This window comes from Arenibacter sp. P308M17, from assembly GCF_003426735.1.
GTDB lineage: Bacteria > Bacteroidota > Bacteroidia > Flavobacteriales > Flavobacteriaceae > Arenibacter.
On record NZ_QVON01000008.1, the window covers coordinates 214,521 to 231,383 of the forward strand.

Genomic DNA, 16,863 nt, shown 5'->3' on the forward strand with positions numbered 1-16,863 from the left:
GTCATAGTGTGGTATACGGTTAAGGTATAGTTTTATAGTCCTTATAGGGAATTATAAGTGTTGTCCACAAAGCAAGACAGGACACAAGGGATATATGGACTTGTATTTTCCTTTCCTACCGGCAGTAATTTAAAAGAGGGGATTCTATGAAAAAGTTTAAAAAGATACTTCTTGTGTTTTTATCGATTGTAGTGGCCTTATTGGTGTTTATGCTTTGGTATCAAAATGAATTTGCGATGGACAATGTCCAGGAGTACGAGGTAAATTCCTCTAGGGAAAACTCCAAATTGCTTTTGGCCACACAGGGAAGTGAATTTAAAAATAGGATCACTACCGCCATTGTGGATTATTACAAGAAGGAGTCGGTATATATCAAGGTAGTGGATGTATCCGCACTGGTGGATGTAGACCCTGGTAATTACGATGCTTTATTGATAATCCACACTTGGGAAAATTGGAAGCCACCTTCAGTGGTTAAATCGTTTATGGACAGGACCATTGAATATAGGGACAAGATGGTTGTCCTGACTACATCAGGGGAAGGCTCCTACAAAATGGAGGGAGTGGATGCTTTTACCGGAGAATCTATTTTGGACGAGACTCCCAAGTATGTGGGGAAAATAATTAAAAAATTGAACCCGTTATTAAAGTTATAAATGTTGGGATAGGGTTTATGATCATAGGATATGAAATGCTGATGAATAGTTATGTATAATTTTAAAAACTTTAATATTGCCGACTGGTTTTCCTTTTATCGAATTATGGCCGTACCCTTATTACTTGGTCTAATTTGGTACGGGGAACGCGAATGGTTTAGTTGGATGCTCCTTATAAGTTATGCTACCGATGCCATAGACGGGTTTTTGGCAAGAAGGTTAAAAATTTCAAGTGCCAGGGGATCTCAATTGGATTCTATAGGGGATCAATTGACCCTTATTATTGGGTTGATAGGTCTGTTCTTTTTTGAAAATACTTTTATTAGGGATAACCTTATTCTTATTATTATTGCCTTTGTCCCTTACTCGATTCAGATGTCCATTGCTTTTGCCAAATATGGTAAAGCAACGGCCTTTCACACCTATTTGGCCAAACTATCTGCCGTTGCCCAGGGGATATTTGTTTTATGGTTGTTATTTTTTGGACCGGTATATTGGTTGTTTTATACAATGATCGTTTTGGGAGTTTTGGAAACAGTTGAAGAAATTACACTTATCTTTATGTATGATAACTGGGTAGAGGATGTAAAAGGTTATTTCTGGGCGTTAAAGGATAAAAGACGGCTTGTGAATAACAATGACCAGTAGCAAAAACCCCTGTAATGCGAACCTACACTTTTTTTGCCATAGTCCTTTTATGTTTGGCCATTTTATTTATAGATTCCTTGGCCTTCTATTGGCTTACATCTATCATGGAGCCTATTGCCTCTTCCAATATTAAGAACATTATTTATGTCGCTTTTTGGTTTTTTACCATTGGACTCATTATTTCTATTATGGTGCTGAAGATTAGATTGGAAAGCATATCGCCCTATAGAAAGCAACTACTTATTTCTTCCTTATATGGATTAACGGTTTCTTCATTTATTCCCAAACTGATCTTTGTAGTAGTTGTTTCCATACTTTATTTCTCAAATTTTTTGATCAGAGGTGAGAAATCCTTATTGATCATTCCTTTAGTGGGCGTTTTTTTTGGGTTTTTACCATTTTTCGTTATTGTGTATGCCGTATTTAGGGCAGTTTACAGATTTAAGGTACATCAAGTTGTTATAAAATCCGATTTGCTTCCCCAAAATTTTAACGGATTGCGCCTAGTTCAAATATCCGATCTTCATCTGGGCAGTTTCAATTATCGCTATCATATATTAGAGCGTGCCATCAAAACCATAAATAGTTTAAACCCCGATTTTATTTTTTTTACCGGCGATTTGGTCAATAATTATGCATGGGAATTAAATGGCTGGGGGGATGTGCTTAAGACCCTGACCGCCCAACAGGGAAAATATTCGGTTTTGGGAAATCATGATTATGGGGATTACAGTAAATGGGAATCGGAAGAAGAGAGAAAGGGCAATTTTGAGGAGATTAAAGATTTTCATGCCCAAATAGGGTTTAAGCTTTTGTTGAATGAAGCTGAATGTATTGAAATAAATGGTGATAAAATTGCCATTGTGGGAGTGGAAAACTGGGGGAACCCACCTTTTAAGCAATATGGGGACCTTCAAAAATCCCTACAGGAAGTGGATGGTATCGGGTTTAAAATTTTATTGTCGCACGATCCCTCGCATTGGAAGGAGGAAGTGGTGCACAAGACCAATATAGCCCTTACGCTCTCAGGGCATACCCATGGAATGCAGGCGGGGATCAACATTAAGAATAAGGCATGGAGTCCCATAAAATATAAATACGAACATTGGGCAGGATTATACCAGGTGGGCCTACAATATCTTTATGTAACCAGAGGATTAGGGTGGATGGGATTTCCAGGCCGCTTGGGCATGCGTCCGGAAATTACCTTAATAGCACTTGAAAATGAATAGGGAACCATTTTTTATCTATGCCCAGGCCATAACTGGTTTTAAGGGGTTTGTTCATCAATTTTTTCCAACTCCATTTTTTTCTCTTTTTCCTTCTTTTTGAAGTAGCGGCGGGTGAGGAAATTATGTTTTAAGGCTTCCGTCACTTCATTGAAATTTTTTACTCCTTCCGTAACGTTTTCCATACTGGTTTCCAGCTGCCGTACCAGTACGGTGTCTGTGGCCAAATAGTTAATGGCCCCCTTCCCTGTTTTAATATCCCCGATGACCGCATTTAAGTTCATGGACATTTTTTCGATCTCAAGGCTGGAGTTTTCTAGATGCGAAATTACATTCCTCATTTTATTGCCGGAAATAGAGTCCTTTAGGAGAACTCCTGTAGCGCTATTCTCAAAATCGAGCTGTTTTACAATTTGGTTTATTTGAACGATCATTTTGTTGGCTTCACTACTGGTATGTTTCAGATTCGCAATGGTTTGGTGCAGATCCTTGGCCATTAGGGAGTCGTTCAGCAATCTGCCAAAAGTGCCTTTGCCCTGGGTCAACGATCTTGTTACCTTTAGCAGGTCCTGTGTCAACAAAGCCGCATTTTCATTGGTTTGGTTAAGGGTGTTCAGCATATCTTGGGTAGCCACCCGGCTAAAGGATTGTAATTCGTCGCCTAGCTCAATGTGGGCGGATTTTCCTTCACCCGGAACAATATTGATGAGCATACTGCCCACCAGGCCATCGGAACCTATAGTGGCAACGGCATCTTTTTTAATGTGATTTTTCACTTTTTCCTCTATGATCATATGCACACGAATGGTAGTATCGTTGATCATTTCAATTTTGTTCACTGTGCCTACTTTTATACCTGAAAAGCGAACATTATTCCCATTTTGAAGTCCGTTGGCATTCTTAAAGATGGCACTTATGGGTATGGTCTTTCCAAACATATTCTGTCTGTTTCCTATTAGATAGGTCGCTACCACAAGTAGGGCCGTACCGAGGACGACGAATATTCCGAGTTTCAAATTTTCTAATTTTGTCTTTGCCATAATATTATTTTTTAAAAAACGCCTCCACTTTTGGATCGGTAGATTGTGATAATTGCGAATAGGTGCCTTCGGCATAATTTATGCCGTCTACCAAGAGTATCATCCGTTCGGAAATTACTCGGGCACAATCCACATCATGGGTTATGATCAGTGAAGATGTGCCGTATTTTTTTTGTATGGAACGCATAAGTTCTATAATCTCTTTGGAAGTAATGGGGTCCAGGCCGCTGGTAGGTTCGTCATAGAGGATTACCTTTGGTTTTAGTATTAGGGTACGTGCCAGGGCTACCCTTCTTTTCATACCCCCGGACAATTCTTCAGGCATTAGATCTATGGTGTGTGCCAAGCCAACATTTTCTAGGGCTTCCCGTACCAGCGGTTCGGTATTTGTAACCTCTCCCAATTTTTCTTTGTGCCTTCGCATGGGAAATTCCAAATTTTCGCGTACCGTCATGGAATCGTATAGCGCGCTACCCTGAAAAAGAAATCCGATATCCGAACGCAGTTCGTCCAGTGTTTGTTGGTCCAAGGAGTTGATTTCCTTGCCCAGAACCTTAACCGTTCCGCTATCGGGCTTTTCCAAGCCAACAAGGCATTTGATCATTACGGATTTCCCGGAGCCCGATTTCCCCATGACCACCAGATTTTCCCCTTCCTGCAGTGTCATGTTGAATCCGTTTAGGACAAGGTTGTCCCCAAAACTTTTATAAAGGTCTTTGATTTCTATTACCGCCTTCCCGTGTTGGGCATATTCGCTGAAATTTGTTATTTGGTCCGGGTCTGTCATATTAAAGCTCATAAAAAATATCGGATATAAATACGGCTATAAAATCTATTACAAACAGAAGTAAGGATGCCATTACTACTGCGGTATTGGCGGCCACCCCTACACCCGCAGTTCCTTTTTTTGAATAATAGCCTTTATAGCAGCCTACCAATCCTATTGCAAAGCCAAAAAAGAACGATTTTATGGTGGCCGGTACCAGGTCACTAAAGGACAAGGCATCGAAGACCGTATTAAAGTAAAGTTGAAAGGAAACACCTCCTTTTAGATTCTCTACCAGTGCCGATCCATAAAGAGCGACCAAATCCCCATATATTACCAAAATAGGGAGCATTAAAGTGGTCGCCATTATCCGGGTTATTACCAAATACTTAAAGGGGTTGGTCCCGGAGACTTCCATGGCATCAATTTGTTCAGTAACCCGCATGGATCCTAATTCGGCCCCTATCCCCGATGCAATTCGGCCTGCACAGATCAGGGCCGTAATTACAGGCCCTATTTCCCTTACAATGGATATTCCGACCATGTTGGGCATCCAGGAGACTGCTCCAAATTGAATCAGGGTGGGCCTGGATTGCAAGGTAAGCACCAGGCCAATGATAAAGCCGGTTACCGTTACCAGTGTCAGGGACCTATTTCCCATTTGATAACATTGGCGCATTAGTTCCTTAAACTCGAATGGAGGTTTTAAGACTTCCTTAAAAAATCGGGCAGCAAAATGGGAGAGATCCCCAATCTCCATAAAAAATTCTTTCATCCCTTTAAATAATGTAGATGTGTTGCCCATACCCATATCCCTTTGAAAGGGACTATTTCATCAAAGATAGCATGAATGAAAAGGGTCTAAAATGAGGAATGTCATATGGAAGGGTGTGACCATAGTTGGCATAGGGCAGGGGGCAGTGAAATCCTATTTGTGCCAATTGCTTACTGCTCAAAGCCAACCCATCTCAAGTCCCTGCCCTGCCACTTCCTTTATTGTAAAATAGCCTTAATTAACCTTGTTAGGAGGGGGTTACGATTTTTGGATCTTTTCTCCGTAGAAAAAGAGGGAATGTTTATCTATTTTTATATTGAACACATCTTCAATGGTCTCCTTGATGGATTCGATACGCGGGTCACTAAATTCTAGTATCTCACCGGTATCCGTTAATATAACATGATCGTGCCCGCTCTTAAAAAGGGATTTTTCGTAATAGGCCACCTTGTTGCCAAACTGATGTTTGCGTACCAAACGGCATTCCAATAGAAGCTCCATGGTGTTGTAAAGGGTGGCCCGACTTACCCTATAATTCTTATTTTTCATTAAAATATAGAGGGAATCAATATCCAAATGTCGGTCTGCATTATAGACTTCTTCCAGAATGGCATATCGCTCTGGAGTTTTTCGGTGACCATTTTCTTCAAGAAATGCCTTGAAAACTCCTTTGGTAATTATTAGACTACTTTCACAGGCCATGGCTTATTGTTTTGGATTATTATTTTTATAAAACTTTATATTTTTTGTAAATGTGGACTGGTGTTATGTTAAGGATGTTTTGTCATTTCACGGTTAACTTAACACTAATTTAAATAGGTATTATAATCTATTTCCGATACGGAAATGGGGATATTTGGTTTTGGGGCATGCTGAAAGATAATGTCTTTTAGTGAGTTTAACTCTTGTTGGTCGAACATTAGCACCAAATTTTGTTGTACGGTCTGTATCGGGATTTTGCGTTTATGGTAGGCCCTTCCACAACATGCTTTCCAGTATTCTATATCAATTTCAACAACAAATTTTTGAAAGGCCTTTAATTCCCGCTGCGTAAATTCAATATAAATATTATTGAAGTGTAACTGAAAAACATTGCAATGGGAGCAATAATCCAGTTGTCCGTGGCAATTTTTAGATAAGGTATTGATATTGTGACACATAGTTTCATTAGTTTTGGTAGCCGTCCATCAAGGGGCGGTCAAATACTTCAGTCTTCATTTCATCAAGGGTCTTAAGAACAAGCTGTTTCCTTTTTAGGGAGGCGCACCGCATAATAATAAGGTAGTTAACCTATACTGCTACTGGGGCATCATTCTAATATAGCGTATCCATCCCTTGCCCTCTATTTGGGCCTTTAGGTTTTCTGTTGTCAGGTCGATCTGGGCATCTATCTTATAATATTCCTGGTCCTCTACGGCGGTTTCAAACCGGAGCCCATATCCCCTATCTATTTTATGGGTAGGAATATTGATGATACTCAAGGAACGTTCCCCACCGGAAATGGTCTCGCCGGAAATGGCATCGATATTGGGCCTTCGCCTACCATAAAACTGCCACCAGCCGCTAATCTCGCTATACCATTGCGGGTCCTTGCCCTGTACATAAAGCGTTTCCTCATAATCCCCGGCAGGATTAATAAGCGAAACGACCAGATAGGCTCCTTCCCCGGTATAATTTACCATTTGGATCATGCATTTTACCGGGGTCCTTTCATTTATAGTTGTAAAAGCGAATAGGCTTAACATAATGGTTATGGCCAGGGCAGGGAATAGGATCGGATTTCTATTAAATGGCATCTTAAGGCTTTATTACAAAGGACTCGATGATGGGATCTATCTCTTGGGCCTGGGTAATGGTATCATCAAATAAGTGCTTGTACAGTACTTTATTATCTACCTTTTCCTTTAACGCCAAATCTTTCTTTCGGGCAAAGACCTCTTCCCATTTGTTGCGAACGGTTGCCCATTTTGCTTGGTGTTCCTTCCACCAATCTGCCGCGGCCTGGCAACGGACATCGTCCACACGTTTGTATACGTTGTATCCTTTTTCTTTGGCCAACAGGAAATCTTCGGCATTTTTGGTACGTACCAGTTTGTCGTTATCCTGGTCATGAATCCATCCAAATTCGGTAATTTCATGTCTATTGCCGCGCACCAGAACATTGTAATCGCTACGGGTAGTATATTCACGACGGGCCAAGGGAGCCGGGGTAGTGTTTTCCCAATAGCTTTTCCCATCTACGTGTACCCAACTGGCAGAGCCTTCATATCTGGGGCTGTCATCTACCTGGTACACTTTTTGTGTCCATTGTCCCTCTACTTCCTTTTTCGGTTTTTGCACGTAATCCCATTGGTTATCCCCTTGGTATATATACAAATCCTGGTTCCCATATAACCAATCCTGGCGCCAGTGCTTTACAATATAAGGTTCTGCCGGATTTCCCACTTGTAGAATATGCTGTATGACCACTTTATTTTTTTCATCGGTAACCAGTTGGGCCCATTCAAGGCCTTTGTCCAATTTGGTTTCTGAAGGTTTGTATAGTGAATCCTGACTATAATTAAAGGTTTCGGCAAAATTGAAGGTCACTTCAAAGCAGCCACACATTTTCTTAATGGCTTCGGCATCCTGTGTTTTTTTGTTCTGGGCAGAAAGAAGGCCCGCTATGAGGAAGGGTAGTATGTAAATGGTGTTTTTCATTATGTAGGTGTTAGATTAATTTTTTACAAAAATAGTATTTTTATTTAGATTGATTAAAAATAAGAAATATATTTGTCCATAATTTATTCTTAATGAATCTAAATAAAAATAATGTAACCGTCTATTTGTTCCTTTTTTTAGGGGTGACCCTTATGGGTCAAGAAGTGGACAGGGAGTTGCAAGACTCTATAGCGGTAAGGAAATTGGACGAAGTGGTGGTCACGGCCCAGATCAATAAAAAGAGCGTTGACAAGTCTGTGTTCGAGGTAAAGGTAATTTCTCAGGAAACGATAAAATTATTGGCCGGGAACACCTTGGCGGATGTGTTGAACCAATCCCTGAACATTAACATACAGCCCAATCCTTCCTCTGGAAAAAGTAATGTCAAGCTTTTTGGCTTGGATGGACAGTATTTTAAGATTCTTGTAGACAATATTCCTCTAATAAACGATGAGGGGCTAGGGAACAATACGGATCTTACCCAAATAAACCTTGACGACATTGAACAGATAGAAATCGTGGAAGGGGCTATGGGGGTACAATACGGATCCGATGCGGTTTCCGGCATCATCAATATCATTACCAAAAAAAATACCGACCATAAATGGGAGATTACCCCCTACTTGCAAGAAGAGACCATTGGTAAGGAATATGGCCTTTTTGATCAGGGAAGACATATACAATCGTTACATCTGGCCCATCGAATAACTCCCAAGTGGTATATTGGCGGGGGGTTTACAAGCAATGATTTTACAGGGCATCTAATCGATAAAGAGGGGAGGTACTATGAGCTGAACGATGGTAAACGGGGCTTTGAATGGTTGCCTAAGCAACAATATTCGGGCAAGGCCCTTTTACGATACCATTCCGATAATTTTCAAGCTTTTTACCGATTTGAATACTTTGATGAACGTATAGAACGGTACGACTCCATAGTACGCGAGAACTATAATTCCTCTACCCAGACCACCAACCCTACTGCGACCGATGAAATCTTTACTTCTAACCGCTTATACCATCATTTAAATTTTGCTGGCACACTTTTTAAGAAAATCGATTACGACATTTCCGCTTCGCACCAACAGCAGAAACGAAACATAGAACAATACAATTACCGTATAAAAAACAGGGAAAAGTTTGATGTGGACAAGCAGGAATACGAATCCAGAAAAGGGTTCTATTCCAGAGGTACGTTCACTAATTTTTTTAACACGAAGAATATTGATTTTCAATTAGGATACGAAATTAGCAATATCAATGGCCATGCCTCCAACCTTGCCGGGTCCTTTGACGGGAACCCCATAGAGCGGCGCCTGGAATCCTATGATGTTTTTACGACGGCAGAAATCGCCTTTGGGCCTAAATTTTCCTTCCAACCAGGCAGCAGGGTTTTGTTTTCTTCCCATTTTGACCCCCAAGCGAGCTACTCCTTAAGCACCCGATATGTTTTTGATGGCGGATACCAACTAAGGGCGGTAGTGGGCACATCGCCTAGAAACCCTAATTACGATGAGCTTTTCACCTATTTCGTGGATGTTAACCACGACCTTCGTGGAAACAGTAACATTAAGCCCGAAAGAGGCTTTTCTACCTTTCTACATCTTAAAAAATCGTTCTGGCTCCATAATGATTCATCTAGAATGGACAGCAAGTTTTCTACATGGTTTCTGAATGTAGACGACAGAATTGAAGTTACCGTAGTAAACCAAAGCCCGTTAGCCTATCAGTACAACAATATAGATGCCTATAGCACTTGGGGGCTTTCGTTTTCCAATTCCCTTACACACCAAAATCTACAATTGAACCTAGGCCTGTCCTTCTCCGGTCAGAGCAAGGTAATGGAAAGTCAAGGTGCCTATGACGACGACTATTTGTATGCGATCCAGGCCAACACCAGCGTGGCGTATTCTTTTCCTAAAATCAATACCACCTTATCCTTGTTCTACAAATATATTGGCCCGGAATACCAGTTTCAATTGGATAATACCCAAGAGGAAACCACTTTTATGCGGATTAAACAAGAGGGTTATGGATGGATGGATGCCTCTGTTAAAAAAACATTCTTAAACCAAAAAATCCATCTCACCCTAGGGGCCAGAAATCTACTCAACGTTACCCGTCTCCATACCCAGGCCAGTGGCGGCACTGGAGTCCATACAAATGCCAACAATGGCATTCTCCTTGGCTATGGCAAATCTTTTTTTCTAAAACTATTATATCATCTAACAATTTAAAAAAATCATTTTTATGAAAAATCCTATTATTTATGTATTGATGGCCTCCCTATTTGTTGCCACAAGTTGCAGCAGTGATGACGACGGAGCAGTTCCTGAGAATTTTGTAGTGGCCTTTGAAAATCCGTCACTCAGCTTTTCCACTATTGAATCGGAAAAACAAATTAAACTTGTCTTCTCAACGGTTGCGCCCGAGGATGGTACCGTACATATTACCTACACTACCGAAAATGCAGATTACGGAACCGATGGAGATTTTACCACCGCACCTTCGGGCGAATCCGGTTCCCTAACGGTAGCTTTTACCAAAGGCGTCCCAAATGCATCCTTTACCTTCCACAAATTACAGGATGCCATTGAAGGGGCTCCAAAAGCGGTAAATTTTTCCATATCCGCCATTAGTGTTCCGAATGCTGTTGCAAGCGGCAATACGACCTCCAAAGTTAGCTTTACGGAATCTGCTGCGGTCATGGGCAGCATTTCCCCCGAAGTAGGTGGCCCTAACCAGGACAACCAAGTTTTTGTTGACCTTAGCTCCCTGTCCCAAACCGCTTCGAATAGGGCAAGTTGGGATTTGGGCTTTTACAATGGGGATGATTTTAAGGTTATCATTAATGGTTCCATATTTATGGCCGTAGCCGAATTGGACGCTACCGACATAGATGCCGTAACCTCTGCAGATGTGGTAGAACTACAGCCCCAGGTTGCAGTGGGCACCTTTGACCCTGCCAATACGGCATATATAGATGGTGTTGCTGGCGATCTGGGAAATACCGCTATCGCACAGATTTCCGCTACTGCTGGGGAGAACAACGTTTACTTGGCAAATTTAGGATTTGAGGTTGGTACCGAAACCCCGACTACTGGAAGTGTTTCATTAAGTGGATCGGCTAGGGGATGGAAAAAAATAAGGATTTTGAGAAGTGGAAACGACTACCTAGTACAATATGCCGATTTAGATGCCACGGAACACACTGAGGTAACTATTTCAAAATCAGCGGATGCAGCGCATTTCAATTTCCTAAATTTAGTGACCGGCGAAACGGCCACAGTACAGCCCAATAGCGATAAATGGGATTTGAACTTCACTGTATTTACCAACGAAATCCCTGGAAATGGTTCTTACGGCTATGCCGACTTTATTACGACCAACCATCTTTCCGGTGTTGAGGCCTATATGGTAGAAACAAGTACAAAAACATATGCCGATTTTACGGTGGCCGATGTTGATGAGGTCTCCTTTTCAAGTGATCAACGTGCCATTGGCAGTGGCTGGCGAAACGGTGGCGGTCCAAGTACATTGCCTTCCTTAAAAGATGGAGTATTCTATATTTTAAAGGATACGGACGGGAATATTTACAAAATTAGGTTTACTGCGCTTCTCAATGAAAGTGGTGTAAGAGGGTTTCCCAAATTTGAATTTGAGCTTTTATAAAATAAGGGCCATTGCCGAAATTTTACAACCAATATAATTTTTGAGTTTGATAGGGGGTATTTTCTAAGAGAGAGTATCCCTTTTTTTTCAAAAAACCTGTAATTCCATTTTCTATTGTTAATCAATAACAAGATTGCTTTAGTCCCGCCCATGGCGGGACGGAGGGTTCAGGGAACGAGTTTACAAAAAAATCCTTTTGGCGTGGGCCTGCCTTTGCATATATTGATCAAAAACCGTTGCGCAAAGTCTCCAGCCTTTGCGCTCACCAAACCCTAATCTAATGCGGATCAGGAATAATTGTTGTGTGTGAATAGGAAAAAGATGGAATCTTGTATCCCAAATTCGTGTCCTGTTCATTTTTTGCATCGCCCAAAAAACGAACCAAAAAACGCTAGGCTGATTTTAAATTTCTTTAAATCCACGCACTTTCCACGGCCACACCGTCCAGACCGCTTTCACTTGGGTGAAATGCTCTTTGGACGGCTACCCCTGGCCAATGTGGAAACCACTTGATTTAAGACGAAATTGAAAATAGGCCGTTCCTTGGTTCCGTCAACCTTTGGCCGTTATCATATTCCTTTTGAAAATTGCCTGCAAGGCCCGATGTTGGGTTGTTCTTCTTCCGTATTGGAGAAGAAGGGTCTTTTCTCCCGCCTACCGGCCGGCAGGTTTGTTTAGCTCATCGTTGGTTATTTTCATAAATATGAATTCATGAACCTGCGGTTTCGTTTTATTCATTGTCTGTCTAATTTATAATAAGGTATTCATGAACCTCCTACGTCGGTTTCTTTGGACTAGCAAAGAAATCGAGGATTCACGAAAACCGATAAAAAACAATAAAAACCAATTGAGTAAAATGAAAGAATAATTTGATCATAAGTTCCACTCCATTGTTTCCAAAAAAACACAAGAATTATTCTTGATCCGTAAAAAGTGCCTTGAAACGGAGCTATTTTAGTGCGCCAAAAAGGGGTGGATCTTGCCTATTTTCATATGTAGATATTTATTGTTTTTTAGCGGTCATATGTAATTCGCATATCTTCATTTGAGTTTGCGACCAAATTTTGGTCATGCTCATTTCATATATGGACTAACTATGGACTATCTATGGAGTATCTATGGACCATCTATGGACTATCTATGGAGTATCTATGGAGTATCTATGGAGTAACTATGGAGTAACTATGGAGTAACTATGGAGTATCTATGGAGTAACTATGGACCATCTATGGACTATCTATGGACCATCTATGGACTATCTATGGAGTATCTATGGACCATCTATGGAGTAACTATGGATTACCCACCCCTCAATCCCCTCCAAGGAGGGGAGGAGACCCTCCTAAAATAGCTATACAGGTTATTACCTAAATCCTTACTTAGCTAAGGCTATGTGCGTTTTTTGCGCCTTGACCAGATAAAAAATAACCGTTGCGCAAAGTCTCCCGCCTTTGCGCTCACCAAACCCTAACCAAAACACACACACACAATCCGCCATAAGGCAGTCTCAAATGCCACTCTTGTTCCAAGACTTTGCATATATTAACCAAAAATCCCTAAATTGGTAAGAAATAAAAAGGATCCAAAATAAATAGTTAGTGTCCAGTCAAGCCTAAACCTACGGGTAATTTAATGTGTCTCTTGAGCCGCTCCTGCGTTGCAAAAATCCTTACGTAGCTACGGCTATGTGCGTTTTTTGCGCCTTGGCCCAGCTCAAGATCCATCATTCCTTACCCGTCATTTAAACGTTGACTTGACACTAGGGTAGCTCGAAACCTAGACCAACACCGTCATTTCCTCCAGACGTTGTATAATAGGTATCGTACAATTCCAGCTCTAGTTAAACAACAAAATTTATTTGTTACATTGGACCTATATAAAAGATATATGATCAATGATCATATTCAATTGGTTGTAGCACATTTACCAAAACCAACTAAATGCTTGAATTAATACTTTCGACTTTAGCAGAATTCGGACTAATTCGTGAGGATTATAAACATCGAAAACGAATAAGTAAAAAAGAGAAAGAAGACGGTACGAAAAGACCTATTCAAAAATACCTCCTGCAACCGAGTTCCATAATGGTCATTTCGCTTTTAGTAGTTATAAGTATAAGCTCATTTGTGTTTTTTGGTTATCAAAGAAAATCTATCTACCCTGATAAAACTAAAAAAGAAATAGCTGAAATAAGCGATAGAATGGAGAATTGGAATCAAAAGTTCGGAAAATACCCAACAGAACTGAATGATTTAATTGGAAATAGTCCTTTAAGACAAGGTTGGAAAAAAGACGCTTGGAATAGAGAATATGAATTTAAGATAACGGAAAACGGAAAAGGATTTTTAATAACGTCTGCTGGTTCTGACGGGAAATTTAAAACGGAGGATGACATTAAATCGAAATAACAGAAATTTTAAGATTGTAAGACTATATCTAATTAGTTTAGTCTGTATTGTCTGTTATTTCGTAATGGAAAATTATAACGTAATAAATGAACTATTTAAAAAATCGAGAAATTTTCGCTACCATGGATTTATTACACTTGTTTTTACAGGATTACTGCAATACGGATTATTGACAGTCGGGATATGCATTTTTATATTTCTGAGTTTTATGCTAATTAGAGAGAAAATAAAAAACGATTGAATAAATAAAAACGTGCTACAACAACTCCTATAATTAATTGCGGACGGATTTCCCTTCGGAAAATCCGCGCATATTTAGTATGTTTAGTGTGCGGGCCGAAATCCTGTCGGATTTCACACCGCAACTAATCATAGCTTAACCGTTGTACAACATACGAATGAACAAACTGCTAACATTAAATATTCTGATTTTATTACTCGTTTCTTGCGTTAGTAAAGAAAAAAAAGAGGCGGAATTTTATGTAGAAACTCAAACTTCATTTTTCGGATTAAATCACTCTGATTGGACAAAAAGTAAATGGATAAGGAAACCTGAAAATCTAAAAATGATTCACGAAACATTTAAGAAATTTGGTTACGAAAAACTTGAGAACGGAATTTATAAAAGTGAGAATTTATTCATAGCTAATGGAATTTATATTAAACGGAATTTTGAGAATGTTTTGGATAGCTTACAACTGACTTATAACAAACCCGAAATGCAAACCAAATATTACGCTGAATTCTGGAATCGCAGAAAAGCGGAGAAAAATGACTCAATCGTTTATGTAATAATCCGAGAATTTAACTCTTTCAAATCGGACAAAAAACGACTGAATTATGAAAATCAGTTTGTAAATGACACTTTGATCGACTTATTGAAAATTGAATTTGACAATGACAATCTGAATTCGAAGAAAGCGAAATCGGATTTTTATACATTAAAGAAATACGGACTTCATCAATCAGCTTATAACCTACTCTATGAACGAGCAGAATATTCTGAATTGGAATTAGACCGAGAAAAATTAAAAAAGGAATTAGCAAAAGCAACGGAATTTACTTATCCTTGGTTAATAGACACGGAAAAGTAAGTACTCTGTACAACATCGGCTATAGCAAATACGAGCTGACTGCTAAAAATGAAGATATTACATTTAAATATTTACGGTTGGTTTACAAGAAAGCGACTTATAATTCCCGCACTTGCCATAGCCAGGGCCGTTAGCCACACATTTGAGAAATGACGACATTTTCAGTTATAATAACAATTTTTTTAGGAATTAGTTTAGTGCTGATTTTGACAAAACCTGACTTTCCTAAATTGGAAAGGGTTATTAAAAAAGTTTCGTTTTACTCTTTAATCGGAATTTTAATCTGTGTTTTACTTTTGATTTTCGATTTCAGGCTAAAAGGAAAATATACATCTACAATAATCGGACTGACTTTCTTACTGTCGACAATATTACTTTTCGGGTTGACTAAAAAAAATCTAACCAAAATTTTGAGCGGGATTTTGACAATACCAGTGTTTGTTTTTGGAATTTTAAGTCTGGTTTGGGAAATGGGATTTGTCTTTTTTTATTTAATAGCTCTTCCTTTTCAACCACCAATGGCAAAGTCTGAAATTAATGAAAAATACAACGTGGAAGTCCGAGTTGGCGGATTTTTTGCTTGTGGAGAAAGTTTAGTGATTACAAAATCAGAATTCGGAATTTTGGACAAACTACAATACGTTGGAAATAACTCTTGCGTGACTGGAATCAATAAAATTGAGACGTTAGAATTTAAAGAAAATAAAGTGGAGTTTTTAATATATCACGATGGAAAAACTGAATTTGAAAACCCATATAAATATCAACCGGATGTAGGCTTACCCTTTTTTTAGGCTTACACGGGAGCCAAACATGAAGACCGTGTTGACTAAACCCGGATCCCATTTTCCCATTACATGTGGACTGCCAATTCATAATCTATTCCGGTTATTAATGCCACCCTGCCCGTTTTAATCTGTGCCACATCAGGAAAAAAATAAAATCCTCCAGCACTAACCAAAAATCCCTAAATTGGAAGAAATAAAAAGGATCCAAAATAAATAGTTAGTGTCCAGTCAAGCCTAAACCTACGGGTAATTTAAAGTGTCTCTTGAGCCGCTCCTGCGTTGCAAAAATCCTTACGTAGCTACGGCTATGCTCGTTTTTTGCGCCTTGGCCCAACTCAAGACCCATCATTCCTTACCCGTCATTTAAACGTTGACTAGACACTTGGGTAGTGCAAAACCGAGACCAACACCGTCATTCCCTCCAGACGTTGTACAATAGGTATCGTACAATTCCAGCTCTAGTTAAACAACAAAATTTATTTGTTACATTGGACCTATATAAAAGATATATGATCAATGATCATACAGCAATCGTTGGCGGTCATTGTAACTAGCACTAACGCGAAAAGCAAAAAGCATAAAATAGATAAGTATGAATACAAAATTTGAAGCAGGAATTAACATTGCAATAAAGATTCCTAAAAATAAATATGAAAAAACGGTTACTTTCTACAGGGATATTCTGAAGCTGGAAGTCGAAGAAAAGCCCATTGATAATCCAACCGTTTCGAGAACACACGAAGTAAAGTTCGGAAACAATATCATATGGTTAGACTGTGTAGACAACTATACACATTCAGAAACTTGGTTACAGCTTACAGTTCCAGACGTAGAAGAAGCGAGAAACTATTTACAATCAAACGGAGTAGAAACTTGTGACGAACTTGAAGAACTTCCAAAAAATATGCATTGGATACAAGACCCAGCAGGAACAGTATTCAATGTACAAAAAAAAGAACCAAAATAATTTGAATGGAAAAACAACGAACCGCCAATAACTAAGTATTCGGCCCGCCGATAGGCCAGGGCTGAATATCTTGTTGACGGATCCGGTTCCTCCCTATGGGGAAAGCCTTCTTTTTTGTGTTTG

17 protein-coding genes are annotated in these 16,863 nt (G+C 39.6%); 10 read left to right on the top strand and 7 right to left on the bottom strand.

What is annotated here, in order from left to right; translation table 11 throughout:
• Nucleotides 1-146: 146 nt before the first annotated feature.
• From D0S24_RS18060 to D0S24_RS18070, 3 genes are read left to right on the top strand one after another with little or no spacing between them, the layout of a single operon-like run.
• Nucleotides 147-656: a hypothetical protein gene (locus D0S24_RS18060; RefSeq protein WP_117021223.1), complete on the top strand. Its 510-nt coding sequence runs from the start codon at nt 147-149 to the stop codon at nt 654-656.
• Between the two features lie 51 nt (nt 657-707).
• Nucleotides 708-1,304 (top strand): CDP-alcohol phosphatidyltransferase family protein, encoded by a 597-nt coding sequence (locus D0S24_RS18065; RefSeq protein WP_117021224.1) that lies wholly within the window; start codon nt 708-710, stop codon nt 1,302-1,304.
• A gap of 14 nt (nt 1,305-1,318) precedes the next feature.
• On the top strand, nt 1,319-2,536 hold the full coding sequence (locus D0S24_RS18070) for a metallophosphoesterase (RefSeq protein ID WP_117021225.1): 1,218 nt from the start codon (nt 1,319-1,321) through the stop codon (nt 2,534-2,536).
• 38 nt (nt 2,537-2,574) lie between these two features.
• Here the strand turns inward: D0S24_RS18070 and D0S24_RS18075 are convergent, their stop codons facing one another.
• From D0S24_RS18075 to D0S24_RS18105, 7 genes are all read right to left on the bottom strand, one after another.
• Nucleotides 2,575-3,573: an MlaD family protein gene (locus D0S24_RS18075; RefSeq protein WP_117021226.1), complete on the bottom strand. Its 999-nt coding sequence runs from the start codon at nt 3,571-3,573 to the stop codon at nt 2,575-2,577.
• A gap of 4 nt (nt 3,574-3,577) precedes the next feature.
• Nucleotides 3,578-4,360, bottom strand: coding sequence for an ABC transporter ATP-binding protein (locus tag D0S24_RS18080; protein ID WP_117021253.1), 783 nt, complete (start codon nt 4,358-4,360; stop codon nt 3,578-3,580).
• A gap of 1 nt (nt 4,361) precedes the next feature.
• Complete coding sequence (locus D0S24_RS18085) at nt 4,362-5,114, bottom strand: MlaE family ABC transporter permease (RefSeq protein WP_408912551.1); 753 nt, start codon at nt 5,112-5,114, stop codon at nt 4,362-4,364.
• 258 nt (nt 5,115-5,372) lie between these two features.
• Nucleotides 5,373-5,816 (bottom strand): Fur family transcriptional regulator, encoded by a 444-nt coding sequence (locus D0S24_RS18090; protein ID WP_117021227.1) that lies wholly within the window; start codon nt 5,814-5,816, stop codon nt 5,373-5,375.
• Between the two features lie 104 nt (nt 5,817-5,920).
• The gene (locus D0S24_RS18095; protein ID WP_117021228.1) at nt 5,921-6,274 is read right to left on the bottom strand and encodes a DUF6686 family protein; all 354 of its coding nucleotides are present in this window, start codon (nt 6,272-6,274) and stop codon (nt 5,921-5,923) included.
• A gap of 138 nt (nt 6,275-6,412) precedes the next feature.
• On the bottom strand, nt 6,413-6,910 hold the full coding sequence (locus tag D0S24_RS18100; protein ID WP_181938132.1) for a DUF2271 domain-containing protein: 498 nt from the start codon (nt 6,908-6,910) through the stop codon (nt 6,413-6,415).
• Nucleotide 6,911: 1 nt separating this feature from the next.
• Entirely contained in the window at nt 6,912-7,814 is a 903-nt protein-coding gene (locus D0S24_RS18105; RefSeq protein WP_117021229.1) for a DUF6607 family protein, read from the bottom strand.
• 92 nt (nt 7,815-7,906) lie between these two features.
• Between D0S24_RS18105 and D0S24_RS18110 the strand changes: the two genes are divergently transcribed.
• The 7 genes from D0S24_RS18110 (at nt 7,907) to D0S24_RS18145 (ending at nt 16,740) form a co-directional block, all read left to right on the top strand.
• Nucleotides 7,907-10,048, top strand: a complete 2,142-nt coding sequence (locus D0S24_RS18110) for a TonB-dependent siderophore receptor (RefSeq protein WP_117021230.1) — start codon at nt 7,907-7,909, stop codon at nt 10,046-10,048.
• A gap of 13 nt (nt 10,049-10,061) precedes the next feature.
• A complete protein-coding gene (locus D0S24_RS18115; protein ID WP_117021231.1) occupies nt 10,062-11,483 on the top strand; it encodes an HmuY family protein in 1,422 nt (473 codons plus the stop codon).
• Between the two features lie 1,195 nt (nt 11,484-12,678).
• Entirely contained in the window at nt 12,679-12,834 is a 156-nt protein-coding gene (locus D0S24_RS21190; RefSeq protein WP_181938133.1) for a hypothetical protein, read from the top strand.
• A 589-nt stretch (nt 12,835-13,423) separates the two neighbouring features.
• Nucleotides 13,424-13,891, top strand: coding sequence for a type II secretion system protein GspG (locus D0S24_RS18125; RefSeq protein ID WP_117021233.1), 468 nt, complete (start codon nt 13,424-13,426; stop codon nt 13,889-13,891).
• A gap of 398 nt (nt 13,892-14,289) precedes the next feature.
• Complete coding sequence (locus tag D0S24_RS18135; RefSeq protein ID WP_117021235.1) at nt 14,290-14,985, top strand: hypothetical protein; 696 nt, start codon at nt 14,290-14,292, stop codon at nt 14,983-14,985.
• Between the two features lie 149 nt (nt 14,986-15,134).
• On the top strand, nt 15,135-15,779 hold the full coding sequence (locus D0S24_RS18140; RefSeq protein WP_117021236.1) for a hypothetical protein: 645 nt from the start codon (nt 15,135-15,137) through the stop codon (nt 15,777-15,779).
• Nucleotides 15,780-16,365: 586 nt separating this feature from the next.
• The gene (locus D0S24_RS18145) at nt 16,366-16,740 is read left to right on the top strand and encodes a VOC family protein (RefSeq protein ID WP_117021237.1); all 375 of its coding nucleotides are present in this window, start codon (nt 16,366-16,368) and stop codon (nt 16,738-16,740) included.
• Nucleotides 16,741-16,863: the final 123 nt, after the last annotated feature.

Coding starts and splice junctions, on each gene's coding strand:
- D0S24_RS18060 (WP_117021223.1), top strand. CDS start 147: ATGAAAAAGTTTAAAAAGATACTTCTTGTGTTTTTATCGATTGTAGTG.
- D0S24_RS18065 (WP_117021224.1), top strand. CDS start 708: ATGTATAATTTTAAAAACTTTAATATTGCCGACTGGTTTTCCTTTTAT.
- D0S24_RS18070 (WP_117021225.1), top strand. CDS start 1,319: ATGCGAACCTACACTTTTTTTGCCATAGTCCTTTTATGTTTGGCCATT.
- D0S24_RS18075 (WP_117021226.1), bottom strand. CDS start 3,573: ATGGCAAAGACAAAATTAGAAAATTTGAAACTCGGAATATTCGTCGTC.
- D0S24_RS18080 (WP_117021253.1), bottom strand. CDS start 4,360: ATGACAGACCCGGACCAAATAACAAATTTCAGCGAATATGCCCAACAC.
- D0S24_RS18085 (WP_408912551.1), bottom strand. CDS start 5,114: ATGAAAGAATTTTTTATGGAGATTGGGGATCTCTCCCATTTTGCTGCC.
- D0S24_RS18090 (WP_117021227.1), bottom strand. CDS start 5,816: ATGGCCTGTGAAAGTAGTCTAATAATTACCAAAGGAGTTTTCAAGGCA.
- D0S24_RS18095 (WP_117021228.1), bottom strand. CDS start 6,274: ATGTGTCACAATATCAATACCTTATCTAAAAATTGCCACGGACAACTG.
- D0S24_RS18100 (WP_181938132.1), bottom strand. CDS start 6,910: ATGCCATTTAATAGAAATCCGATCCTATTCCCTGCCCTGGCCATAACC.
- D0S24_RS18105 (WP_117021229.1), bottom strand. CDS start 7,814: ATGAAAAACACCATTTACATACTACCCTTCCTCATAGCGGGCCTTCTT.
- D0S24_RS18110 (WP_117021230.1), top strand. CDS start 7,907: ATGAATCTAAATAAAAATAATGTAACCGTCTATTTGTTCCTTTTTTTA.
- D0S24_RS18115 (WP_117021231.1), top strand. CDS start 10,062: ATGAAAAATCCTATTATTTATGTATTGATGGCCTCCCTATTTGTTGCC.
- D0S24_RS21190 (WP_181938133.1), top strand. CDS start 12,679: ATGGAGTATCTATGGAGTAACTATGGACCATCTATGGACTATCTATGG.
- D0S24_RS18125 (WP_117021233.1), top strand. CDS start 13,424: ATGCTTGAATTAATACTTTCGACTTTAGCAGAATTCGGACTAATTCGT.
- D0S24_RS18135 (WP_117021235.1), top strand. CDS start 14,290: ATGAACAAACTGCTAACATTAAATATTCTGATTTTATTACTCGTTTCT.
- D0S24_RS18140 (WP_117021236.1), top strand. CDS start 15,135: ATGACGACATTTTCAGTTATAATAACAATTTTTTTAGGAATTAGTTTA.
- D0S24_RS18145 (WP_117021237.1), top strand. CDS start 16,366: ATGAATACAAAATTTGAAGCAGGAATTAACATTGCAATAAAGATTCCT.